Raw genomic sequence first — 23,317 nt, forward strand, 5'->3', positions numbered from 1 at the left:
AAAATCTCGGAAGAATCCGGGATTCTTCCGCTTTTCTGCTTGACCCGGCTGGCGGCATTCCGTAAATCGCCTCCACACAGAGCGGCGGAGTAGCTCAGTTGGTTAGAGCAGCGGAATCATAATCCGCGTGTCGGGGGTTCAAGTCCCTCCTCCGCTACCATCCTTCCCCATATATTCGGATCAGCTGGAAACATCGGCACCCAAGCGGCCTTTGATTTCAACCTGCTTGCAACCGGCCCCGAAAACCCCGTTCGTGAATGCGGTCCAGTCCAGGCGATTACCGGATCACGGCGCAGAGCGTCTTCCACGGCGCCGGGCTGCCGCTGTTTCGCCGTTTGGCTTGCACTCCGAAATTCAACCCGTCCCGGGCGCACTTAAGGACTCCCAGTCCAGGCCAAATTTGTGCAGGTATTTCCGCAGCCGGTCGGCGTCATTCTGGGTCTTTCGCTTGCGCCGCGATGCTGAAAACAGGGTGCGCCCAGCCGCGCTCAGGCTTGTCGATGCCCGGCAAACACGCACAACTTTGGCCAGTTGAACCATGTCAAACGGATCAATGTCCGCTGCAGCTGCGCCCAAAACCTGCTCCACCAGCCGCACATCGGTATCGGAACTGGAAGCCTGCCAGTCCGTTTGCAGCCTGAGCATTTCGCCCTCGACCATCGCGCGGGTGATCCTGCCGCGGGGCGCCAGGGTACACAGGCGCCGGACCGACCCGCTGAAATCGCGGAAATTTGCCGGCCAAAGCGTCGCCGGATCCTGGGCGAAGCGAAGGAATTTTTCCCGTGCATCGGCGTTGAAACCGACCTGCGTTCCCAGTGCCCGTTCTGACCGCACAAGTTCAAAAGCCAGATTGGCCTCGATGTCCTCCCGGCGCGCGCGCAGCGGCGGCAGGCTGAAGCGCCACATGCTCAGCCGCGCCAGCAGATCAGACCGGAACTTCCCGGCGGCAGAAAGGCTGCGCAGGTCACGGCTGGCACCCGCGATCACCTGAAAGCGGCTTGAGACCTCGTGGTCTGACCCCAGCGGGTAATAGCGCCCGGTTTCCAGGGCATGCAGCAGGATGGCCTGCATGCTGAGGTTCAATTCATCCACCTCATCCAGGAACAGCAGCCCGCCATCTGCCTCGCGCAGCAGCCCGCTGCGCTCAGACCCGGCCTGGCCCAGGTAGCTGCGGCGCTGGCCAAACAGCGTTGCAACCGCGTCAGGTCCGTTCAGGGTCGCGCAATTGACATGCACCAGCCGTCCTTTCACCCGGCGCCGGTCCAGCTTCAGGTTATAGATGCGCTCTGCCAGTTCGCTCTTGCCGGTGCCGGTTTCACCCAGCAGCAGAATCGGCTCATCAGAACTGCCCGCCACCAGTTCAACTTGGTCAATCAGGGCGTTATAGGCCGGGTTCCGGGTCTCGATCCCGCCCTTCAGCTGATCGCTGTATTCCCGTGACAGCTGGTCGAACCGCTGCTGCAGGGCGTTGTAGCGGCTGAGATCCAGATCGATGATGTCGAACTTTGCCGCGGTGTCCTCCGGACCTGGCGGGCCGGTCTGAACAAGCCTTGCCGGCACATGGCGGCTTTCCGTCAGCAGGAACCAGCAGATCTGCGCCACATGGGTGCCGGTGGTCAGATGCACATGATATTTTTCGCGGTCCTCGTCAAACCCGTATCCCCGGGCGAAATCAAACAGCTTGCCGTAGACCTCCTGAAAATCCCAGGGGTCGTTCAGGTTCAGCTCCTGCAGCAGCACCTCCGTGCCCGGCGACGCGTCCTCGACCTCGCGCTTCACTTGATGGGCAAGGCGGTTGAACTTGATGTCAAACAGCAGTTCCAGCCGGTCCACGCGGAAGCTGCCGTGTTCAACCAGGCTCAGCGTCGGGCGCCAGCGCCGTTTCTTGCCCATGTCGAGCTGCGTTCCAAGAAAGCCGATGACGACATTCCGCATTCACTTATCCATTCAGATAAATCCTTATATCTACAGATAGTATGACCGGAGACTTATTTCCGCAACAATCCAATTATCCATTCATTATCAGCACACTACGTGGATTTTCCAATTTTCTCGATCGCCACCCCCACGCATGGCAAAACAATTCCACAAACAGAGAAGGACGAGGAAAATGGCAAACAAATCCGTGTTTGCATCGCTGAAGGGCCGGCTGCAGCCGAAAGTGGACGCTAAAAACGCCGCAGGCGCACCGGCCTACGCCCACACTGACGAACAGGCGCTGGCGCAGGCGGCCATGACCGGCACCTTCGGCGGCCTGTTCTACCAGGACGCCCAGGCGGAGCTGGAGTTTGCCCTCGCCGCGGCTGAGGCCGTCCCGGCAGAGTTCCTGGCCCGGACCGCTGTCTATGCCCGCACCCAAGGGCACATGAAGGACATGCCGGCGGTGCTGCTGGCGGTGCTGGCGCGCCGCAACCCGGTGCTGTTCCGCGCGGTTTTCGGCCGGGTGGTGGACAACGGCAAGATGCTGCGCAGCTTCGTGCAGGTGGTCCGCTCCGGCCAGACGGGGCGCAAGTCGCTGGGCTCCGCGCCCAAGGCGATGGTGCAGGACTGGCTGAACACAGCGTCCGAGCGGGCGCTGCTGCAGGCCAATATCGGCAACAACCCGTCGCTGGCGGATGTGATCCGGATGGTGCACCCGAAACCGGCAACCCCGGAGCGGGAGGCGCTGTTCGCCTGGATCGTCGGGCGGCCGTGCAATGCGGCACGGCTGCCGCAGGTGGTGCAGGACTGGATGGTGTTCAAGGAAACCGGCCAAGGGCCGGTGCCGGATGTGCCGTTCCAGATGCTGACCCAGCTGCCGCTGACACCGCAGCACTGGGCGCAGATCGCCCGCCAGGGCTCGTGGCAGATGGTCCGGCAGAACCTGAACACCTTCCACCGCCACGGTGTGTTCGAGGTGCGCAAGAACGCGGACCGCGTTGCGGCCCTGCTGCGCGCACCCAAGGCAATCGCCAGGGCACGGGTGCTCCCGTACCAGCTGATGGCGGCGGCGCAGAACGTTGTGCCGGATATGCCGCCTCAGATCGTGGATGCGCTGCATGACGCGATGGAGATTGCGGTCTCCAATGTGCCCCAGGTGGCGGGCCAGGTTGTGGTGTGCCCGGATGTGTCCGGCTCGATGACCTGGCCGGTAACGGGCCACCGCCCGGGGGCGGCTTCGGTGGTGCGCCACGTGGACGTGGCCGCCCTGGTCGCCGCGGCCTTTGCCCGGGTGAACCGCGGCTGCCAGGTGCTGCCGTTCGATCTGGAAGTGCGCGATGTGCGGCTTCAGGCGCGCGATACGGTGCTGACCAATGCCGAGCGGCTCGCCGCACTGGCAGGCGGCGGGACCAACTGTTCGGCGCCGCTGAAATGGCTGAACAGCCGCGGCCGGGCGCCGGATCTGGTGGTCTTTGTCTCCGACAACCAGTCGTGGGCAGATGCCCGCGGCGGACGTCAGGGCACAGCGATGATGCAGGAATGGGAGCTGATCAAGCTTCGCAATCCCAAGGCCAAACTGGCCTGCATCGACATCGCACCCTACGGCACCACCCAGGCGCAGACACGCAGGGATGTGCTGAACATCGGCGGCTTCTCGGATGCGGTATTCGGCCAGATCGCCGACTTCGCCGCAGGCCGGACCGGCCCGGACCATTGGGTTGGCGAGATCGCAAGGATCGCATTGTAACAAACCGGTCAGGCGGACCGCCTGCCTGACCGGGCTTGAAACTGGAATGAAAGGATACCCCTGGCGAATGCCGGCGGAACTACAGAGCTGATAACTCCCTTGTCGCGGGTTCGAATCCCGCCGCGCCAGCCAATCAAGTGATGGCGCGTAGCTCAGTCTGGTAGAGCAGGAATGTTTCGCCCCGGCCGTGCTTTGCACGCAAACACGGCCACCTTGTCGCCAGGGACCAAATAAAATGCAGGAGGAATGCCTGTGGGACTACATCTGGTGCTGCCTGTTCGATTCAGGCTCGCCCTTCGGGGTTAGAATGTCCCGCACCCCTTTGTCCTCCTGACCCGAATTGAAAGGAAAGCCCCGGCGAATGCCGAAGGAACTACAAGGCACTTCACCTCCGGAACGGCCGAGCGGGTTCAACTCCCCTCCTTGCCGGCGCCCAGACGGAAAACGCATCTGCCCATTCAGATGCGGGGCGGGCCTCCGGGTTGTTTCTTCCCCCTTGTCGCCGGGGCCTTTGTCAGAGTGAGATAACGGTATGACCAATGACGCAACCTTCGACCCCGTTACCGGGGCGCATCTGAAAGACTGGGGCCACCGCCCCGGCAAGCAGTTCCCGGCCCTGCTGGAGAAGGCCAACGCACTGCGGGCCGAGGGCTTTGGCCTGCTCCGCATCCGCCAGGAACTGGAAGGCGAGATCCCGCCGCAGCCGACCACCCTGAGCCTGCGCGCCCGTGGCGAGGTGCCGTTTGAGGAAAACATCACCGCGGCGCACCCGGACGAGGAAACCAACGTGACCCAAGTCCGTGCGACCATGACAGAGCTGATGCGCACCCCGACGATAGACGCCGGCGCCATCATGCCGGACGCCTGCCCGGCCGGCCCGATGGGGACAATCCCGGTCGGCGGCATTGCCGCTGCGCGGAACGCCATCCATCCTGGGATGCATTCGGCGGACATCTGCTGTTCCGTTATGATCACCGATCTGGGCAACGCAGACCCCAAGGCGGTGCTGGACGCCGCCCAGTCGGTTACCCATTTCGGACCCGGCGGGCGGCCGCAGGGCAAGCGGTTCACCACCTCGCTCAAGCTGCTGGATGCGTTCCGGGCAAACCCGTTTCTGGACAACCCCAAGTCGCTGCGCATGGCGCAGGAGCACATGGGAACCCAGGGCGACGGCAACCACTTCCTGTTTGTGGGCCGCTCGCGCAAGACCGGCCGCACCGCGATTGTGACCCATCACGGCTCGCGCGGGCCGGGGGCCGTGCTCTACAAGAACGGCATGGCTGTGGCGGAGCGCTTCCGCAAAGAGCTGTCACCGGAAACCGCCAAGCAGAACGCCTGGATCCCTGCGGACACGCAGGAGGGCCGCGACTACTGGGAAGCGCTGCAACTGATCCGCAAATGGACCAAGGCCAACCATAACGCCATTCATCAGGCGACGGTGGAGGCCGCCCGGACAGGCGACGTCGGCGACCGCTACTGGAACGAACACAACTTTGTCTTCAAGCGCGGTGACCTCTACTACCACGGCAAGGGTGCGACCCCTGCCTGGGGGGATTACGCCGCTGATGCCACCGGCCTCACGCTGATTCCGCTGAACATGTCGGAACCGGTGCTGGTGGCCCGCGGCAAGGATGCGGCCCGCGGCCTGGGCTTCAGCCCGCATGGCGCGGGGCGGAATTTTTCCCGCTCCGAGCACAAGCGCCGGATGGGGTCCGTGACGCCGGAACAGATGCTGCAGGCCGAGACCGAAGGGCTGGACATCCGCTTTCATGCGGGCGGGGTTGATGCCTCGGAGCTGCCGTCGAGCTACAAGAAGGCGCAGAGCGTTGTCGATCAGATCAAATCCTACGATCTGGCCGAAATTGAGGACTACATCGACCCTTACGGCTGCATCATGGCCGGCGATGTGCCGCCGTTCTGGAAGAACCGGAAGAAAGGCCGGCGATAGTCCCTAATCCCGACAGGCACCGCCCTGGCCGCTGGCCTAGGGCGGACGCCTCAGAACGGCCGCTCCTGATGCGGTGATTTACCGAAGTAACGACGGTAGACCTTGGCGAAATGGGTCTGGCTGTTAAAGCCCGAGGCCAGCGCCACATCGATGATTCTCATATTGGTCTGCAGCAGCAGGCTGCGCGCGTAGTCCAGCCGCAGCTTGGTGTAATAGACCTTGGGCGTGGTCTGCAGATATTTCGAGAACAGCCGCTCCAGCTGGCGCACTGACAGGCCAACCAGATCAGCAATGCCGCCGGGGGTCAGCGGCTCCTCCAGATTGCTGCGCATCAGACCCAGCGCCGCGGCCAGTTTTTCGTGCCGTACGCCCGCGCGCCCGAATTCGGAAACCGTCTGGTCTTGACTGCCCTTGCGGGCCGAGGAACAAACCATCAGATCCGCCGCCGCGGTCGCCGCATCAGCCCCGTGATGATCCGAAATCAGGTTCAGCATCATGTCGACCGTGGCTGTGCCGCCGGCGCAGGTGATCAGTTTGCCGTCGATGGTGAAAAGCGAGTTTTTCACTTCCACGTCCGGGTGCATCTCAGCCAGCGTCGCGCGCTGCGCCCAATGGGCTGAGGCCTGACGCCCAGCCAGCAGACCGGCCCGTGCCAGCGCCATGATGCCTCCGCCAAGCGCCGCCATGGGCAGCCCCATCCGCTGCGCCTTCCTGAGCCAGCCCAGCACCTTCAGCGAGATCCCCGGCTCCACCCCCTGGCCGCCGCAGACAAACACCATACTGCCGCGCGCCAATTCCGGCAGGCCGCCATCGACGGCCACACCCAGCCCGTTCGGGGCGGTGACCGCCTGCCCGTCCTCGCTGACCACGCGCCAGTCATAGCGCGCAGTCCCGCCATGTGTATTCGCAGCCTCCAGCGCCGCCACCGCGCTGGCCAGATCCAGCGGCGAAAAGGTCGGCAGCAGCAGGAAGATGCAGCGGCAGGCCGGCACGGCCTCAGCCGCTTCGGGGAGCGTCCGCATGGGTTTGGTCATGGCTTCCGCTCCCCCGTCCCGGATCAGGCGCGCATATTGGCGCCGTTGGCGTCATAGATCGGCGCGCCCAGAACCTCGGCGTCATACATCTCGCCCAGGATCTCCACCTGCAGCCCGGTGCCGGCCGCGGCGTGCTCCGCCGAAACATAGCCCATCGCCATCGACGTCTTTGCGTGATGCGCATAGCCGCCGGAGGAGATGTAGCCCACCGCCTCGCCATCCTTCAGGATCGCCTCGTCGTTCGACACATCGATCCCGTCCACGTCGATGGTCATGGTGACCAGTTTGCGGCTTGCGCCGGCCTCCTTGGCCTTCAGCGCGGCCTCCTTGCCGACGAAATCCTTCTTCCAGTTGATGAAGACATCCATGCCGCTCTCCGCCGCATCGAAATCCGGGCGGAAGTCCAGCGTCCAGACACCCCAGCCCTTTTCCAGCCGCATCGACATCAGCGCCCGTGCCCCGTACCAGCGGTAGCCCAGATCGGCGCCCGCCTCCTCGATCGCCTCCGCCAGGCGCAGCAGATACTGCGGCTTGCAGTAGATCTCGTATCCCAGCTCACCCGAGAAGCTGATCCGGTTCAGGATCACCGGCACGCCGCCCACGAAGGTCTGGCGCAGGTCGCGGAACTTGAACGCCTCGCCCGATACATCCTCGCGGGTGATCCGCTGCAGCAGTTCCCGCGACTTCGGCCCCGACAGGGCAATCCCGTGCCAGTCGTCGGAGACGTTCTGGTACGACACATCCGCGGGCAGGTCCTTCTCGAACCAGCGGCGGTGCGCCTCCTGCATCGCGCCGGAGCCAAACAGCATGAAGTGATCCTCCCCCAGGCAGGCCACGGTCAGATCGCCATAAAGCTTGCCCTTCGGCGTCAGCATCGGGGTGAGCGTCAGGCGCCCCGGTTTCGGCACATAACCGGCCAGCACCCGGTCCAGATAGGCGCGCGCGCCCGCGCCCTTGAACTCATGCTTGGCAAAGTTGGCAACCTCGATGCCGCCCACAGCCTCGCGCACCGCCTTGACCTCGCGCGCCACATAATCGTGGCTGCGGTTGCGCTCAAACGTCGGCTCTTCATGGGCGTCCTCCGGCCCGTCGGCAAACCACAGCGCGTTCTCCAGGCCAAAGCCCTGGCCCATCCGCGCGCCCTTGGCGACCAGCCGGTCATAAAGCGCAGTCGTTTTCTGCATCCGCCCCTTCGGCAGGGTCTCGTTCGGGAAAGTCATTACAAACCGGCGCTCATAGTTCTCGGTCGACTTCACAGTGCCCCAGTCGGGGGTCGCAAACTCGCCGAACCGCGCCACATCCATCGCCCAGACGTCGATGGACGGCTCGCCTTCGATCATCCACTCCGCCATGGTCAGGCCCACACCGCCGCCCTGGCAGAAGCCCGCCATGACGCCGACGGCGCACCAGTAGTTCTTCATGCCCGGAACCGGGCCGATCATCGGGTTGCCGTCGGGGCCGAAGGTGAAGGGCCCGTTGATCATATCCTTGATGCCCGCCTCGCCGATGGCCGGGATACGCTCAAACGACATCTCCAGACGGTCGGCAATGCGGTCCAGATCGGGCTGCAGCAGCTCATGCCCGAAATCCCAGGGCGTGCCATCCACCTTCCAGGGCGTGCCCTTCGGCTCATAGGTGCCCAAGAGCATCCCCTGCCGTTCCTGGCGGAAATAGATGTTCGCCTCATAGTCGATCCCGGCCGGCAGGCGGGTCGGGTGGTTGGCCACCGCGTCGATCTTGTCGGTGATCAGGTAGTGGTGCTCCATCGGCTGCACCGGCAGGTTGACGCCCTGCATATGGCCGACCTCCCGCGCCCAAAGGCCGCCGCAGTTCACGATATGCTCGGCGTTGATGACCCCGCGCGGGGTCACCACGTCCCAGCTGCCGTCGGGGCGCTGGGTGGTACCGGTTACCGGCGTATGGGTGAAATACTGCGCGCCATGCACGCGGGCGGATTTGGCAAAGGCATAGGTCGCGCCCGACGGGTCCAGATCGCCGTCCTGATCATCCCACAGCGCCGCGTGGTAATGCTTCGGATCAATCAGCGGGTGGCGTTCCGCCACTTCCTTGGGGCTGATGAATTCCTGGTTCAGCCCCATGTAACGTGCCTTGGAGCGTTCCCGCTTCAGGTAGTCATACCAGGTCTTGTTCGACGCCAGATAGAACCCGCCAGTGATGTGCAGGCCCACTGAATGGCCGGAGGTCTCCTCGATCTCCTTATAGAGGTCGATGGTATAGCTCTGCAGCCGCGAGATGTTCGGGTCAGAGCTGATGGTATGGATCTGCCCCGCCGCGTGCCAGGAGGAGCCGGAGGTCAGCTCATCCCGTTCCAGCAGCACCACGTCCTTCCAGCCGAACTTGGCCAGGTGGAACAGGATCGAGCAGCCAACAACACCGCCGCCGATGATCACCGCCTTGGCGTGGCTCGGCAGCTTCTTGTCGCCGGTGCTCTCCTCCTTGTGGATGTTGAGCGTCGATTGGGCAAAATTGTCTGACATGGGTTTGTCCTCAGATCTGGGGCAAAGCGCGGGAATTGCGGCAAGTGGCACCCAGGGGGTGCACAAGTGGTGTACGGGGGGTGCACAGGGGGTGCCGGGGCATTCCGGCACATCCTGCATCAGCTGAACTTATGCGTGAAGAAAGTGTTAACTCAGTACCACGCATCCGGGATCTCCTCCTTGCGGCGGGCAACATAGGCGGCCAGTTCCTCCTTGACCGCCTCATCCATCGGCGGCGCCTGATATTCATCCAGCATCTGGTTCCAGCGTTCATAGGCGCGCTGGCGCATGTCCTTGGAACCACCCTCTTCCCAGCTCTCGACATTCTCGCTGTCGCTCAGTTTCGGCTCATAAAACGCGGTCTGATAGTTGCGCATGGTGTGGCCTGACCCCAGGAAATGCCCGCCCGGCGCCACTTCGGCGTAGGCATCGCGCGCCATCGCCTCATCGCTGGTATCCAGCCCCTGGCTCAGCACCTTCTGGTAGGAGCCCAGCCGGTCCGCATCCATAATCAGCTTCTCGAACCCGGTGCACAGACCGCCTTCCAGCCAGCCCGCCGAATGCAGCACAAAATTGGCGCCTGCCAGCATGGTGGAATGCATCGAGTCGGCACTTTCATAGGCCGCCTGCGCATCCTCGATCTTGGACGCGGTCAGCGATCCTCCGCAGCGCAAGGGCAACCCGGCCCGGCGGGCCAGCTGGCCGATGGCGTAGTTGGAAATCACCGGCTCCGGCATCCCGAATGTCGGTGCACCGGACTTCAGCGACATCGACGACAGGAAGTTGCCCAGCACAAACGGCGCACCGGGACGGACGATCTGGGCAAAGGCGCAGCACATCATCGCCTCAGCCATCGCCTGCGCAACCGAGGCGGCGGTAGAGACCGGCCCCATGGCACCCGAGAGGATAAAGGGAACAACCACAATTCCCTGATTCCGCCCGCAATAGACTCTGATTGCCTCTGTCACCACCTTGTCCACCAGAAGCGGCGAATTGGTGTTCACATTGCCCATGATCACGCAGTTGTTGTCCATGACGTCCTTGCCAAAGACGATCTCGGCCATGTCGACACTGTCCTGCGCCCGGGACATCTCGGTGATGGCGCCCAGATGCGGTTTGTCGCTCAGCGTCATATGAGCAAACAGCATGTCGAAATGGCGCTTGGAGACCGGCACATCACAGGGCTCGCAGATCACAAACCCGCCGTGATGCAGGTTCGGATGCATATAGGTAAGCTTCACCAGCTTCTCGAACGCGGCCATGTCGCCATAACGCCGCCCGCCTTCCAGATCCCGCACAAACGGCGCACCATAGATCGGGGCAAACACCTGGTTGTTGCCACCGATGGTGACAGAGCGCGCCGGGTTGCGGGCCAGCTGCGTGAACTCCCGCGGCGCCTTGGCACACAGGGAACGGATCCACTGCGCATCAGCCCGGATTGTATCACCGTCGATCTTTGCCCCGGCCTCTTTCCAGATCCGCAGCGCCTCCGGGTCGTCGCGGAAGGCGATGCCGATCTCCTCGAAAATCCAGTCGACCTGGGCTTCCAGCTTGACCAGCTTCTCCTCGTCCAGCGCGTCAAAGAACGGCAGCGAACGCTGGATCCAGGGCGAAGCCGGAGCGCCGGCGGGGGCAGTGTTTCTGTCACGGGATGCGCGGGCGCGTCGGGCCATGGGGCTCTCCATCTTCAGGCGTTGCGGAACAATAAGACCCGGCGCAGATGTTGTGACGGTTGAAAATTCTGATGATTTGGATAACACACAGTTATGCAAGAACTCTGGAAACTCCTCACCAGCCCCCGCCACCTGATCGTCTTCGAGGCCGCCGCCAGGCATGGCTCTTTCACGCGGGCGTCGGAGGAATTGAACGTGCAGCAGCCTGCCGTCAGTGCGGCGGTCAAGCAGCTGGAAGCGTCGTTGGGCGTTATTTTATTCCGCCGCGGGCACCGGAAGGTGGAGCTGACCGGGGCGGGCATGCGGCTTTACACCGATGTCTCCAAAGCGCTGGAGGACATCCTGTCCTCCGCCAAGGCGGTGCGGCAGTTCGGGCGCAATGACCATGTGACGCTCAATTGCTCCTCCGCCTTTGCATACTACTGGGTGATGCCAAGACTGGCCCAGCTGCATGAGGCGCACCCGGATATCGACCTGCGTTTGCAAAGCTCCGACCGGGAACCCGATATCAATACCGAAGGCATCTCGCTGGCGGTGCGCCGCGGTGACGGCAATTGGCCGGACTGCCATTCAGCCCTGATCGCACCTGAGGTGATCTTTCCGGTGGCCAGTCCGCGGGTGATGGCCTCAGCCGTCAATCTGGCAACCGTGCCAAACCTGCTGCACGAGCGGCTGATCCATCTGGAGGAACCGATCCGGGAGCGCCCCCGGTGGCAGCAGTGGTTTGCCCATTTCGGGGTCACAGACCGGCTGCCCGCCGCAGGCCTGCGCCTCAACGACTATGCGCTGGTGCTGCAGGCAGCGATTGCGGGTGAGGGCTTTGCCTTCGGCTGGCAGCATGTGACCGAACCGCTGATCAAACAAGGGCTTCTGGCCGCGCGCAAGGACTGGTCCTGGACCACCGGGTCAGGGTTCTATCTGGTGTGGTCCAAGACGCAGGACTTGGTTCCTAACGCAGAACTGGTGCGGCAGTGGCTCCTGGATATGGCAAAACCCGGAACCGCGTGACTCACGCGGCTCCCGTGGCTTCCCTGGCCCGCTGCTTCGAGGTCTTGCGGGTCAGGTAAAGGCGGCGCACAAAGGCCAGCACAAACAGCGCGCTCAGGATCAGCACGATGGTCGGCGCAGGCGCGCTGTCGAGGAAGAAGCTGGCATAGGTGCCCGCCAGCATCGAGATCATGCAGACCAGAACTGAAACCCACAGCATGGTGCTGAACTTGCGCACCACCAGGAAGGCAATGGCACCGGGTGCAATCAGCAGGCCGATGGCCAGGATCAGACCAGCAGCCGACAGCGTCGCCACGATGGTCAGCGACAGGGCTGCCAGCAGCCCGTAGTGCAGCACCGTGACCGGCAGACCGGAGGCCTGCGCCTGTGCCGGATCGAAACTGTGCAACAGCAGGTCTTTCCATTTCAGGACCAGCGCGGCACCAACCACCAGAGAGATGATGCCAGCTGTCCAAAGCTCATCCGGTTCCACCCCCAGCATATTGCCGAACAGGATGTGGTCGAGGTGCGCATTGGTTTCAACCGAGACATAGAGCACGATGCCCAGCCCGAACATGCCGGAAAACACCACCCCCATCACGGTGTCCTGCTTGACCCGGCTGTTGCCGGACAGAAACCCCGTGGCGACAGCGCAGAGCATACCGGCCGCAAAGGCTCCGATAATCAGCGGCAAACCAACGATATAGGCCAGCACGATGCCGGGCAGCACTGCATGGCTGACGGCATCCCCCATCAGCGCCCAGCCCTTCATAACCAGAAAACAGGACAGGAGCGCGGTGGGGACCGAGACGATCAGCGAGATCAGAAAGGCGTTCTGCATGAACGCGAACTGGAACGGCATCAGCAGCGTATCGAGGTCCATCATGCAGCCCCCCCTTGTGCCGCCGGGCCGCGTTTCAGCGCCTCGCGCGCCTTGCGCTTGGCCGCCAGCAGCCCGTGTTTCGGGGCGAAGACAAAGACCACAAGGAAGATCACGGTTTGCAGCGTCACGATGATGCCGCCGGTGGCCCCGTCCAAAAAGTAGCTGGCATAGGCGCCGAAGAAGCTGGTGAGGGCACCGATAAGCACCGAGACCAGGATCAGCCGCGGGAAGCGGTCGCACAGCAGGTAGGCGGTCGCGCCCGGCGTCACCACCATGGCGATCACCAGGAACGCGCCAACGGTCTGCATTGCCGCCACCACGGAGGCCGATAGCAGCACGAAGAACACCGCCTTGAGCAGGCCGGGGCGCAGGCCGATGGTGCGGGCATGGTTTTCGTCAAAGAAGGTGACCATCAGATCCTTCCACTTGGCCAGCAGCACCGCCAGCGAGACAAAGCCGATGATCGCCAGCTGCAGTGTATCCTCCGGCGTGATGGCCAGGATATTGCCCATGGTGATGGTCTGCACCGAAACCGACATCGGACTGATCGACACGATGAACAGGCCGAGGCCAAAGAAAGAGGTGAAGATCAGGCCGATGATCACATCCACCTTGAGCCCGGAGCGTTCCGACAGAAACAGCATTGCACCGGCAGCCAGACCGCCCGCGATGAAAGCGCCCAGCGCAAAGGGCAGGCCGAGGATGTAGGCGCCGGCCACGCCGGGGACCACCGAGTGCGAGAGCGCATCGCCGATCAGCGACCAGCCCTTGAGCATCAGATAGGCGGACAGGAAAGCGCAGACGCCGCCCACCAGCGCGGAAACCCACATTGCATTGGTCATATAGCCATAAGTGAACGGCTCCAGCAGGTATTCCATCACTGCTGCCCTCCGCCCTCGCCGCTGCCTTCGCTGGTCTGGGTTTTTTCACCGTATTGGACAAAGGGGCGTTCGTCGTCGGTCAGGATGGTCACCTGGCGGGTGTCGCCATCGTCATGCAGCGCTTCGCCGCCCAGGGTGAAATGGCGCAGCACGCCGCCGAAGGCGTGTTCCAGATTTTCGCGGGTGAAGGTGGTCTCGGTCGGGCCATACCCAAGCACAGTCCCTTTCACCAGCACGGTTCGGTCGCAGAACTCCGGCACGCTGCCGAGGTTGTGGGTGGAAACCAGCATCACCCGGCCTTCGTCCCGCAATTCACGCAACAGGGCGATGATCTGTTCCTCTGTCTTCACGTCCACGCCGGTAAAGGGCTCGTCCAGCAGGATCACCTGCCCGTCTTGGGCCAGGGCGCGGGCCAGAAACACCCGCTTGCGCTGGCCGCCAGACAGCTCGCCGATCTGGCGGTGGCGGAAGTCTTGCATGTTGACCCGGCGCAGTGCCTGATCGACAGCTTCGTGATCGGCCGCCTTGGGACGGCGCAGAAAGCCCATGTGGCCGTAGCGGCCCATCATTACCACATCCTCGACCAGAACCGGGAAGGCCCAGTCGACCTCCTCCGACTGCGGGACATAGGCGACCAGATTCTTGCGCAGCGCGTCCTTGACCGTCATGCCAAGGATGCGGATTTCGCCTTGTGCGGCCGGAACAAACCCCATGATCGCCTTGAACAGGGTCGATTTTCCGGCCCCGTTCACCCCGACCAGCGCCGTCACCGTGCCGCGGGGAATGGCAAAGCTGGCATCCCACAGCGCGGTATGGCCGTTGCGGTAGGTGACCGTGACGTTGCTGGCGGCTATGCCGCCATCCAGAAGCGCGGCGCTGGTGTTCATGGTGCGGGTCTCGCTGGCATCAAGCATGGGCTGTCCTGCTGAGTTACACACAGAAATTGTGTTTTGTGAAATGAAACGCCCCGCAACATCAGCTGCGGGGCGTCCGGGTTTGAAATGCGGTCTTAGTTGGTAACCTCTGTCAAACCGCGAGCAACGGTTTCCGATGTGACCTTGAGCAGATCCAGATAGGTCGGCACCGGGCCGTCCGCCTCGCTGAGCGAGTCGACATAGAGTTCGCCGCCATAAGCCACGCCGGTTTCGCGGGCGACCTGTTCAGCCGGAGCAGTGTTCACGGTGCTTTCGCAGAACACCACTGGGATGTCATTTGCGCGCACGCCATCAATCACGCCGCGCACCTGCTGCGGGGTGCCGACCTGATCGGCGTTCATCGGCCACAGGTACAGCTCCTTCATTCCGAAATCGCGTGCCAGGTAGCTGAAGGCACCCTCGCAGGTCACCAGCCAGCGCTTGTCCTCGGGAATCTCCGCGATGGAACGGCGCAGCGGCTCGATGGTGGCGCGCAGCTTGTCTTTGTATTCGCCAGCGTTCTTGACATAGACGGCGGCGTTTTCCGGATCGTGTTCGGCAAAGGCCTCGACGATGTTGTCGATGTAAATCAGCGCGTTATCCAGGCCCATCCAGGCGTGCGGGTTGGGCTTTCCCTCATAGGAGCCGGCCGCGATCGGGATCGGGTCGATGCCGTCGGTCAGGGTGACGGAGGGCACATCATCGAGGTTCGACAGGAACTGCTCGAACCACAGCTCCAGGTTCATGCCGTTCCACAGGATCAGGTCAGCGTCGGACGCCCGGACAATGTCGCGCGGGGTCGGCTCGTAGCCGTGGATCTCAGCCCCGGGTTTGGTGACCGAGACGACTTCAGCCGCGTCACCCGCCACATTGGCGGCCATGTCGGCCAGAACGGTGAAGGTGGTGACCACCTTCATCTTGTCGTCTGCCATTGCCGCGCTGGCAGCAACGGCTGCAACGGCGGCAGCGGATACGGTCTTCAGCAACTTCGGAAACATCCGATTCTCCCTTTGAAGGCACAATTGACGTACTGTTATTGCAAATCATTCTCAACTGTCAATGAAATTGAGAATGATTTGCAAAAGCGAGACACTCTTGCCTGACGGCTTACTGTGGATACCGGAGCCTGCTGCGGGGGCCGTCACCCGTGATGGCTGTCAGCGACAGCGTATGATCCATATTTTTCATCCGGTGCCGCAGCATGAGCCGGGTCAGCCGGTTAAGGTCACCTGCATACGCCGCCTGCCCGGCCACATTCTCCAGCTCCCCGCGCCCTTGGCTGTCAAACAGCATCGGCGGCAGGTCGGCGGCGAACTCGACCAGCGTGAACCGCTCATCCCGCAGGATTCCCAGGCAGGAGTCGCTGGCGGTGGTGCCGAGCTCCTGCTGCCACAGGGTCGGCTCAAGCGGGTCCGAGAAATCCAGCTCCGAGAAGGAATACTGCCGCCAATCCTGTGGCGCCTCCCCGCGCAACAGCGGCAGCAGCGACCGTCCGTCCATGGAGTTCGGCACCTCCTGCCCTACCCATTCCAGGATGGTTGGCGTCACGTCGACTGACTCGGTAATGTGATTGAGGCTGGCTCCTGCGTGCTCCTCGTTACCCGGCATCCGGATGATCAGTGGCGTGTGATAGGCGGCGTCATAGACGGTCATCTTGCCCCAGGAGTGCCGGTCGCCCAGCATCTCGCCATGATCAGCAGTCAGCACCACCATGGTGTTGCCGTACTGCCCGCTGTCCTTCAGGAACCGGATCACCCGCCCGACATGGTGATCCACTTCTGTTGCCAGGCCCAGATAAACCGCGCGAAGGGTTTGGATGTTCTCATCCGTCGGCTCCAGGTCCGGAAAGCCCTCGACAAAACTGGCGGCAGTGCTTTTCCGGAGCAACGGGCCAAAGAAGGGGTGCTGCGCGCTTTCCTCTTCCGGCTCTGCCAGCCGCTGCGGCAAGGGCAGGCTGGCCGGGTCGTACATGCTGTTATAGGGCGCCGGCGCCACCAATGGCGGGTGCGGGCGGATATAGGTCAGATGCGCAAACCAGCTGTCCTTGCCGTGGGCCGGCATCGTATTCAGGAATGAGTTTGTGAGGAATGCAGTATCGCTGTCCTCTGCCGCATAAAGCGCCGGATCATTCAGCCTGGGCGCGCCGCCCTCGGGTGAGACCGGTTTGTAGACATCCCAGTAGTCCTCGAACTCATAGCCGCGGCTCATCAGATGCGACTGCCACGGGTAGGACATCTCCAGCCGCATCTCGGTCACTTCATGGAAGCCGTTCATCGGGAATTCGTAGGTCCGAAGCGCCGGATCGTTGGCGTCAAAGGCGCGGGGGTCCTGCGAGGTGTCGGTATAGCCGAACAGCATCGGCAGGTAGCCAGCCTTGCGCATCTCGGTGGCGATGTTCGGCGTGTCGTGGCGCAGGGGCGTGCCATTGCGGACCGAGCGGTGGTTCATGGCGTACTGCCCGGTCAGGATCGATGCGCGCGACGGCCCGCAAGGGTTGGTTACCGAAAAATGCCGGTTGAAGGATACCGCCTCCTGCATAAAGGCGCGGATGTTCGGCAGGTCTACATGCTCCGCCAGCGCGCCCGACAGGCAGTCCGCGCGCAGCTGGTCAATGATGATGAACAGGACATTCCGGTTTTCGGGGCGTGCGGCAGGCATCCGGGCTTCCTCGCTGGAACAAGTCAGGTTTCCGGAGACAATCTGTGGCAGTCTGCGCGCGGATTACAAGCACAGACTGTGCCGCTCCCGTGGGGCAGCCTGCCGCAGGTTGCCAGCAGGCAATTCCCGGACAATTTTAGTGGTCAGTCCGCAAGCGGCAGAGTAAACAGCTTACCGAACTGCGGTTGCGGATCTGTTACGCCCGCAAGCCGCAGCATGTGCCATCCCAGCGCCTGGTTGCTGGAGATCACTGGCACCCCTGTCTGCGCCTCGATTTCGGGAATGATCCGCAGGCAGCGCAGGTTGGTGCAAGAGATCACGATGGCATCGCAGTCTCCCTGATTGGCGACTTGCTTTGCCGCCTCTGCAATGGCCGTTTCAGAGATCCGGGCCACCACCCGGTCATCCATCTGCTCAAACGAGCCGAAGCCTGCAATCTCAAACCCCGCCGCTTCCAGCTTGGCGCGCATCTGCGCCGAAACCTCTGGCAGGTAGGGTGTCACAAATCCAAACCTGGCAGCGCCCAGCGCCTTGCCCGCCGCAATGATGGCGGCTAGCGGGTCGGTCACCTTGGCGTTTGGCAGAACAGTCTGCACCGCCTCGGCCACCTTGGCGGAGCCGATCACGGTCGAAGCCGAAGTGCAGCCATAGCCGATGACATCGAAGCCTGGAGCAGAGGGAAACAGCCGGGCCGAGGCCGGCAGGTCCGCCTGCATCTGCGCCAGTGTTTCAGGGCGCACCTCAGGCACCATCGGGATGCGGCTGTGATAGAGCGCGACGCCTGGCTGTGCCATCATCCGGGAGAATTCCGGTTCCAGCGTCTCGTCGGTTTCGAGCACAATTACACCCAGAGTAGCGCGGGTGCCGATGCCTTGGTCCGTTTCATAAGCGAGCTTCATAACTTTAGCTTCCTCAGATCACCGGCAGTTCCGGGGCGGCGCGCTCTGTCAGCAGCTCTGCGCCACTGGCCCGCACCACGATGTTTTCTTCGTGCACCATGATGCGGCCTGCGCCATAGCCCAGCGAGGGCTCCAGCGTCAGCACCATGTTTTCCTCAAGCACCGTCTCGTCAAAGGCCGCGTGCGAGGGCCATTCGGTCAGCTGCATGCCCAGCCCGTGGCCAAGCCGCCCAACGTCCCCCCCCTGATCGTCCATTTCCGCAATCACCGACTGCATCGCCTGGAACAGGTCACGGCAGGTGGCACCGGGTTTGGCGGCGGCAATGCCGGCCTCTGTCGCGCGCCACAGCACATCATGGGCGCGGCGCGACAGGTCGTCGGCACGGCCAATGGCAAAGTTACGGTCGAAGTCGCAGAAGTACCCGTCCCAGGTCGAACCGGTGTCCAGCATCACGATGTCGCCCGCCTGCAGAGGACGGCTGGTCGGCGGCGAGATCACGTCGCTGTAACCGCCCTGATCTGCTCCGCCAACCAGATAGGGCACGTCGTCTGCCCCCTGCGCCAGCGCCTCGCGCCGGAAGGCGCGGAACAAATCCTCAAACGGCAGGCCCTCATGGGCAATCTGCGGCACCTGCGCAAAGGTGCGCGAGCCAATGCCGCAGATGTGGCGCAGCTTTTCAATCTCGGCGGCGGATTTCACCATCCGCAGGCCACGCACCAGCGGGGTGGCATCGGCCACCTTCAGCCCCGGTAACCCCGCCATCAGGCGTTCGTAATCGCCGAGCGGCATTCTGAGCGAAGTCTCGTGCCCTTTCATCAGGCCGATAGAACCGCCGCGTCCGGCAATGGGCGACAGCAGTTCGGTCAGCAGGCTGATGCCGTCATCCTGCGGTGCAGGTGCGCTCCAGGTGCGGATGTCCTTGATCCAGGTGCGGCGCATCAGGTCGGCGCCGATCTCCGGAATGATGGCAATGGGTTTGCCTGCAGGCGGTACAAACAGGAACCAGGGCCGGGTCGGGCTTTGCCAGAACAGCGTGTGGAAGCCGCTGAAATAGCGCACCTCCGGCTCGGTCAGCAGCAGCAGCCCGTCCAGCCCCCGCGCTGCCATCAGCGCCTGGGCCTTTTCCGTGCGGGCGGCAAATTCAGACTCCGGAAAACCGCGAGCGGGAGCCTTGGACATGGTCATTTCCTTTCATGGTCGCGGCAATGGCCTCCGGGCCGGAGACTGTTCCGGAACCAGGCGGCTGTGCTGGGGCGCCTTTGGGCCGCCCCAAGGTTATTTTCATCTGCGGCAGCAGACTGGTCAAACGAGGTCAGCCGTTGCCAGCAGGCAGCCGGTCACGCACCAGCTGCACCCAGTATTCCGCGCCAATGGGCAGCAAAGCATCGTTGAAATCATAATCCGCCGAATGCAGCGGCTGGCCGTGCGGCCCCTCTTCTCCGTTGCCCAAAAGCAGGAAGCAGCCCGGCACGGCGGCTGTGAAATGGGCAAAATCCTCGGAGAAGCTCATCGGCGGGCGGTTGCGGATCACCTCGCAGCCTGCGGCTTCACCTGCGCGGCAGGCGGCCTCAGCAGGTTCTGCCGCGTTGATGGTCTCGACAAATTCGGTGTTGAAGCTCACCTCTGCTTCCACCCCGTGAGTGGCGGCGACACCGGCGGCGATCTGGCGCATGAAGCGCTCCACCGCCTCGCGGTCTTCGGGTACCCGGGCGCGCACGTCGCCCTTGAGCACCGCATGGCCCGGCAGCACGTTGCGCTGGCCGTCGGTCAGGAATTCGGTCACTGACACCACCGCGCCGGAGCCAGGTGCCAGCTTGCGCGCCACGATGGTTTGGAGCGCCAGCACCATTTCGGCGCCGACCGTGATAGCATCCACCCCCGCCTGCGGCATCGAGGCATGACCGCCCTGACCTTTGATCGAGATTTCAAACAAGCTTTCGCTGTTACAGATCTGGCCGGGACGGGTTGAGATCTGCCCCACCGGCGCGCCCGGCAGATTGTGGATGGCATAGACCTCTTCGATCGGAAACTGCTCCAGCACACCTTCGGCAATCATTGCCTGCGCGCCCAGCCCGTGTTCCTCGTTGGGCTGGAAAATGAAGACAACGGTGCCGTCAAATCCCTGCTCTTGCGTCAGCCGTTCAGCAGCACCCAACAGCATCGTCATATGGCCGTCATGGCCGCAGGCGTGCATCTTGCCTGGCGTTTCCGAGACATAGTCGTGTGCGGAGGTTTCAGTGATCGGCAGCGCATCCATATCGGCGCGCAGCCCGATGGCGCGGTTGCCGGTACCTGCGCGCAACAGACCAACAACGCCTGCACCCACATGCACTTCCAAACCGAGGCTGCGCAATTGCTCCGCCACCTTTGCCTTGGTGCGGTCCTCCTGAAAGCCAAGCTCCGGGTGCCGGTGGAAGTCCCGGCGCATTGCGGTCAGTCGGTCCTGAAAGCTTGCCATCTGCACTCTCCAAGCTGTGTGCGGCGAAAATATGCGTCTGCACACGACTTGATGCATATTAATACAGCTCTCAGGTGACGAAATTCATTCCCGTTCCGCCATTTCGCGGCGAAAAACGTATCCGGGACATCAGGGAAACCGCCAACCGGAGGAATCCCTTCAACGCATCAGATCTCCTCACCCTTCTCCAGCAATTCCTCGATCAGCTGCCGCTGAATACCCGGGCTGTCGCCGCCGCCAAACTGCAACGCCCCGCCGGTGTAAAGCGTTCCATAGGTGCGGGCGATGTTGACCGTCTGTCCCAGCGAGGAAATCAGCTGGTCTTTCTTGAGCGGAGACAGGGGGTGAATGAATACCGCCCACAGCTGTCCCTTGGCCACTGCATAACGCGCATCCAGCGCTGTGTCGAAGTTGGCCTGCATCATCCGCATCAGTTCTTCCGCTGTCAGCCCTTCGGAGGGGCGCAAGGGCACCATCGCGCGCATCCGGTCCGCCGCCGGATCGGTGACCACCAGCATCGGCACGCCGGAAATACTCAGCTGAAACCCGCGCCCGACGGGCTGCGCCTGGTCATCCAGCGCAAATAGTATCCGCCCCAGCCGCTCATAGGTCATTGGCGGTTCCGGCGCGTCCTTCGCTTCCTGCGCAAACGCGGGTGCGGCCAGCACAGATGCCATCAAAATTGCCCGCAGCCAGATCATGCCGTCACCTCCTGATTGATGCGCCTTGCCACAGGCTACTGTGCGCTGGCGCAAGGCACCATGCACAGATCAGTGAGTAACAGCGGATGATGGCTGGTCAGCCGGCAGTTTCGCGGAGGGCGTCAATCACCGTCATCGCCTTGGCCAGGGCTTCCTCGATGCTCAGGTCGCTGGTGTCGATCAGAATGGCATCCGCTGCCGGGCGCAGCGGTGCTTCGGCGCGGTTCATGTCGCGGTCGTCCCGGGCCTTCACGTCGCCCAGCACTTCCTCCAGTGTCGTCACCTTACCTGCCGCGGCCAGTTCCAGGAAACGGCGCCGGGCCCGCACTTCGGCGCTGGCGGTGACAAAGAACTTCACTTGCGCATAGGGGCAGATCACGGTGCCGATGTCGCGCCCGTCCAGCACTGCGCCGCCCGCGCGGCGGGCAAAGGCGCGCTGGAAGTCGACCAGAGCGGCGCGCACCTCGGCAATCACCGCGACCTTGGACGCCGCCTGCGCAACCTCCGGCCCGCGCAGGTCGTCACGCGCCAGATCCTCAGGTGTCAAGTTCTGCGCGGCTTCCACCGGGGCCGCACCATCCAGCATCTTGGCTCCGACGGCCCGGTACAGAAGACCGGTGTCCAGATGACCAAACCCGTAATGCGCGGCCAGGGCCTTGGACAGCGTGCCCTTGCCCGCAGCAGCAGGGCCGTCGACGGCTATGGTGAAACTTTCGCTCATGTGCGCTCCAGCTTGGCACCCAATCCGCCCATCAGGCTTTCAAAGATCGGGAAGGACGTTGCGATCGGGCTGCCGTCGTCGACGGAAACAGCGTTTTGCGCACCCATGCCCATTACCATGAAGGACATGGCGATCCGGTGGTCGAGGAAGCTTTCGCAGGTGCCGCCGCCCGGCACGCCGTCCGGCCCAAGGCCGGTAACCTCCCACCAGTCATCGCCTTCGTCGACAGTGATACCATTGGCGCGCAGGCCCTTTGCCATCGCGTCGATGCGGTCGCTTTCTTTGACCCGCAGTTCCTTGACACCCGCCATCATGGTCTTGCCTTCCGCGAAGGAGGCAACCACCGACAGCACCGGGTATTCGTCGATCATCGAGGCGGCGCGCTCCGGCGGCACTTCGATGCCTTTCATGTTAGGCGAGTATTTTGCGCGCAGATCGGCCACCGGCTCGCCGCCCTCCTCGCGCATGTTCTCGAACGTCAGGTCCGCGCCCATGTCCTGCAGGGTGTAATAGAGGCCCGCGCGGGTCGGGTTGAGACCGATGTTTGGCACCAGCACATCAGAGCCGGGGGTGATCAGCGCCGCACAGACAGGGAAAGCGGCGGAGGACGGGTCACGCGGCACAGCAATGACCTGCGGTTTCAGCTCCGGGCGGCCGGTCAGGGTGATGACGCGGCCCTCATCTGTTTCTTCGGTGGTGATCTCTGCGCCGAAACCAGCCAGCATCCGTTCGGTGTGGTCGCGGGTGGCTTCCTTCTCGATCACCACGGTCTTGCCGGGCGCGTTGAGGCCGGCAAAGAGCACCGCCGATTTCACCTGCGCCGATGGTACCGGGACCTCGTAACGCACCGGCACCGGGTCCGCGGCGCCAACGATGGTCATCGGCAGACGGCCGCCGGAGCGGCCAACGGATTGGGTTCCGAACAGCGCCAGAGGGTCGGTCACGCGCGCCATCGGGCGCTTGTTCAAGGACGCGTCGCCGGTGAAAGTCGCGGTGATCGGGGAGGTTGCCATCACCCCCATGATCAGCCGCACCCCGGTGCCGGAGTTGCCGCAGTCGATCACGTTTTCCGGTTCCGCAAAACCGCCGACGCCGACACCGAACACCGACCAGTTGCCGCCGCCGTGGTTCACCACCTCTGCGCCAAAAGCCTGCATCGCCTTGGCGGTGTCCAGCACATCCTCGCCTTCCAGCAGGCCAGAGATCTTGGTTTCGCCCACCGACAGCGCGCCAAGGATCAGCGAGCGGTGCGAGATCGACTTGTCGCCGGGCACCTCTGCCACGCCCTTGAGCGGGTCAGCACGGTGGGAGGTCATCGGGATGGGCGTGCCGTGTCCGGACATGGGGCTTCCTTCGTCTGTCGGTCGTTCGTCTTTGCGTTTGCGCTATCGGTA

Annotated in this window: 18 protein-coding genes and 1 tRNA gene; 4 read left to right on the forward strand and 15 right to left on the reverse strand. The window is 63.2% G+C overall.

Features of this window, described 5'->3' with window-relative positions; translation table 11 throughout:
* The first annotated feature begins 83 nt into the window (after positions 1-83).
* Positions 84-160, forward strand: a tRNA-Met gene (locus RA24_RS13195).
* Positions 161-354: 194 nt separating this feature from the next.
* Here RA24_RS13195 and rtcR read toward each other — a convergent pair.
* Complete coding sequence (rtcR, locus tag RA24_RS13200) at positions 355-1,935, reverse strand: RNA repair transcriptional activator RtcR (RefSeq protein ID WP_019297686.1); 1,581 nt, start codon at positions 1,933-1,935, stop codon at positions 355-357.
* A 175-nt stretch (positions 1,936-2,110) separates the two neighbouring features.
* On the opposite strand from rtcR, the gene RA24_RS13205 reads away from it, so the two are divergent.
* Both RA24_RS13205 and RA24_RS13215 read left to right on the forward strand, forming a co-directional pair.
* A complete protein-coding gene (locus tag RA24_RS13205; RefSeq protein WP_039192096.1) occupies positions 2,111-3,667 on the forward strand; it encodes an RNA-binding protein in 1,557 nt (518 codons plus the stop codon).
* 532 nt (positions 3,668-4,199) lie between these two features.
* Positions 4,200-5,615, forward strand: a complete 1,416-nt coding sequence (locus RA24_RS13215; protein WP_039192099.1) for an RtcB family protein — start codon at positions 4,200-4,202, stop codon at positions 5,613-5,615.
* Between the two features lie 50 nt (positions 5,616-5,665).
* On the opposite strand, the gene RA24_RS13220 is transcribed toward RA24_RS13215, so the two are convergent.
* The 3 genes from RA24_RS13220 to RA24_RS13230 form a co-directional block, all read right to left on the reverse strand.
* Positions 5,666-6,649, reverse strand: a complete 984-nt coding sequence (locus RA24_RS13220; RefSeq protein ID WP_039192102.1) for a GlxA family transcriptional regulator — start codon at positions 6,647-6,649, stop codon at positions 5,666-5,668.
* A gap of 23 nt (positions 6,650-6,672) precedes the next feature.
* Positions 6,673-9,147, reverse strand: coding sequence for a GcvT family protein (locus tag RA24_RS13225; RefSeq protein WP_152612846.1), 2,475 nt, complete (start codon positions 9,145-9,147; stop codon positions 6,673-6,675).
* 152 nt (positions 9,148-9,299) lie between these two features.
* Positions 9,300-10,820: a trimethylamine methyltransferase family protein gene (locus RA24_RS13230; RefSeq protein ID WP_039192104.1), complete on the reverse strand. Its 1,521-nt coding sequence runs from the start codon at positions 10,818-10,820 to the stop codon at positions 9,300-9,302.
* Between the two features lie 93 nt (positions 10,821-10,913).
* On the opposite strand from RA24_RS13230, the gene RA24_RS13235 reads away from it, so the two are divergent.
* Positions 10,914-11,828, forward strand: a complete 915-nt coding sequence (locus RA24_RS13235; protein ID WP_039192107.1) for a LysR substrate-binding domain-containing protein — start codon at positions 10,914-10,916, stop codon at positions 11,826-11,828.
* Between the two features lies 1 nt (position 11,829).
* Here the strand turns inward: RA24_RS13235 and RA24_RS13240 are convergent, their stop codons facing one another.
* The 11 genes from RA24_RS13240 to aroA all read right to left on the reverse strand — a co-directional run bounded on the left by RA24_RS13240 (position 11,830) and on the right by aroA (position 23,266).
* Positions 11,830-12,690, reverse strand: a complete 861-nt coding sequence (locus RA24_RS13240; protein ID WP_029204970.1) for a metal ABC transporter permease — start codon at positions 12,688-12,690, stop codon at positions 11,830-11,832.
* Entirely contained in the window at positions 12,690-13,568 is an 879-nt protein-coding gene (locus RA24_RS13245; RefSeq protein WP_019297678.1) for a metal ABC transporter permease, read from the reverse strand. The genes RA24_RS13240 and RA24_RS13245 overlap by 1 nt, the downstream gene beginning before the upstream one ends.
* Positions 13,568-14,485 (reverse strand): manganese/iron ABC transporter ATP-binding protein, encoded by a 918-nt coding sequence (locus RA24_RS13250; RefSeq protein WP_052254210.1) that lies wholly within the window; start codon positions 14,483-14,485, stop codon positions 13,568-13,570. The genes RA24_RS13245 and RA24_RS13250 overlap by 1 nt, the downstream gene beginning before the upstream one ends.
* Before the next feature lie 95 nt (positions 14,486-14,580).
* Positions 14,581-15,483, reverse strand: coding sequence for a metal ABC transporter substrate-binding protein (locus RA24_RS13255; RefSeq protein WP_039147376.1), 903 nt, complete (start codon positions 15,481-15,483; stop codon positions 14,581-14,583).
* A gap of 109 nt (positions 15,484-15,592) precedes the next feature.
* Positions 15,593-17,143, reverse strand: a complete 1,551-nt coding sequence (locus tag RA24_RS13260; protein WP_019297675.1) for an alkaline phosphatase family protein — start codon at positions 17,141-17,143, stop codon at positions 15,593-15,595.
* A 143-nt stretch (positions 17,144-17,286) separates the two neighbouring features.
* Entirely contained in the window at positions 17,287-18,042 is a 756-nt protein-coding gene (locus tag RA24_RS13265) for a maleate cis-trans isomerase family protein (RefSeq protein ID WP_039192110.1), read from the reverse strand.
* Between the two features lie 13 nt (positions 18,043-18,055).
* Positions 18,056-19,222: a M24 family metallopeptidase gene (locus RA24_RS13270; RefSeq protein ID WP_039192476.1), complete on the reverse strand. Its 1,167-nt coding sequence runs from the start codon at positions 19,220-19,222 to the stop codon at positions 18,056-18,058.
* 133 nt (positions 19,223-19,355) lie between these two features.
* Positions 19,356-20,501 (reverse strand): amidohydrolase, encoded by a 1,146-nt coding sequence (locus tag RA24_RS13275; RefSeq protein WP_039192113.1) that lies wholly within the window; start codon positions 20,499-20,501, stop codon positions 19,356-19,358.
* A 167-nt stretch (positions 20,502-20,668) separates the two neighbouring features.
* Complete coding sequence (locus tag RA24_RS13280; protein ID WP_039147383.1) at positions 20,669-21,202, reverse strand: hypothetical protein; 534 nt, start codon at positions 21,200-21,202, stop codon at positions 20,669-20,671.
* 97 nt (positions 21,203-21,299) lie between these two features.
* Positions 21,300-21,923, reverse strand: a complete 624-nt coding sequence (locus RA24_RS13285; RefSeq protein WP_019297670.1) for a (d)CMP kinase — start codon at positions 21,921-21,923, stop codon at positions 21,300-21,302.
* A complete protein-coding gene (gene aroA / locus RA24_RS13290) occupies positions 21,920-23,266 on the reverse strand; it encodes a 3-phosphoshikimate 1-carboxyvinyltransferase (protein ID WP_039192116.1) in 1,347 nt (448 codons plus the stop codon). The genes RA24_RS13285 and aroA overlap by 4 nt, the downstream gene beginning before the upstream one ends.
* Between the last annotated feature and the right edge of the window lie 51 nt (positions 23,267-23,317).

Source organism: Leisingera sp. ANG-M6 (assembly GCF_000813905.1).
In the GTDB taxonomy this organism is placed as follows: domain Bacteria; phylum Pseudomonadota; class Alphaproteobacteria; order Rhodobacterales; family Rhodobacteraceae; genus Leisingera.

Coding starts and splice junctions, on each gene's coding strand:
- rtcR (WP_019297686.1), bottom strand. CDS start 1,935: ATGCGGAATGTCGTCATCGGCTTTCTTGGAACGCAGCTCGACATGGGC.
- RA24_RS13205 (WP_039192096.1), top strand. CDS start 2,111: ATGGCAAACAAATCCGTGTTTGCATCGCTGAAGGGCCGGCTGCAGCCG.
- RA24_RS13215 (WP_039192099.1), top strand. CDS start 4,200: ATGACCAATGACGCAACCTTCGACCCCGTTACCGGGGCGCATCTGAAA.
- RA24_RS13220 (WP_039192102.1), bottom strand. CDS start 6,649: ATGACCAAACCCATGCGGACGCTCCCCGAAGCGGCTGAGGCCGTGCCG.
- RA24_RS13225 (WP_152612846.1), bottom strand. CDS start 9,147: ATGTCAGACAATTTTGCCCAATCGACGCTCAACATCCACAAGGAGGAG.
- RA24_RS13230 (WP_039192104.1), bottom strand. CDS start 10,820: ATGGCCCGACGCGCCCGCGCATCCCGTGACAGAAACACTGCCCCCGCC.
- RA24_RS13235 (WP_039192107.1), top strand. CDS start 10,914: ATGCAAGAACTCTGGAAACTCCTCACCAGCCCCCGCCACCTGATCGTC.
- RA24_RS13240 (WP_029204970.1), bottom strand. CDS start 12,690: ATGGACCTCGATACGCTGCTGATGCCGTTCCAGTTCGCGTTCATGCAG.
- RA24_RS13245 (WP_019297678.1), bottom strand. CDS start 13,568: ATGGAATACCTGCTGGAGCCGTTCACTTATGGCTATATGACCAATGCA.
- RA24_RS13250 (WP_052254210.1), bottom strand. CDS start 14,485: ATGCTTGATGCCAGCGAGACCCGCACCATGAACACCAGCGCCGCGCTT.
- RA24_RS13255 (WP_039147376.1), bottom strand. CDS start 15,483: ATGTTTCCGAAGTTGCTGAAGACCGTATCCGCTGCCGCCGTTGCAGCC.
- RA24_RS13260 (WP_019297675.1), bottom strand. CDS start 17,143: ATGCCTGCCGCACGCCCCGAAAACCGGAATGTCCTGTTCATCATCATT.
- RA24_RS13265 (WP_039192110.1), bottom strand. CDS start 18,042: ATGAAGCTCGCTTATGAAACGGACCAAGGCATCGGCACCCGCGCTACT.
- RA24_RS13270 (WP_039192476.1), bottom strand. CDS start 19,222: ATGTCCAAGGCTCCCGCTCGCGGTTTTCCGGAGTCTGAATTTGCCGCC.
- RA24_RS13275 (WP_039192113.1), bottom strand. CDS start 20,501: ATGGCAAGCTTTCAGGACCGACTGACCGCAATGCGCCGGGACTTCCAC.
- RA24_RS13280 (WP_039147383.1), bottom strand. CDS start 21,202: ATGATCTGGCTGCGGGCAATTTTGATGGCATCTGTGCTGGCCGCACCC.
- RA24_RS13285 (WP_019297670.1), bottom strand. CDS start 21,923: ATGAGCGAAAGTTTCACCATAGCCGTCGACGGCCCTGCTGCTGCGGGC.
- aroA (WP_039192116.1), bottom strand. CDS start 23,266: ATGTCCGGACACGGCACGCCCATCCCGATGACCTCCCACCGTGCTGAC.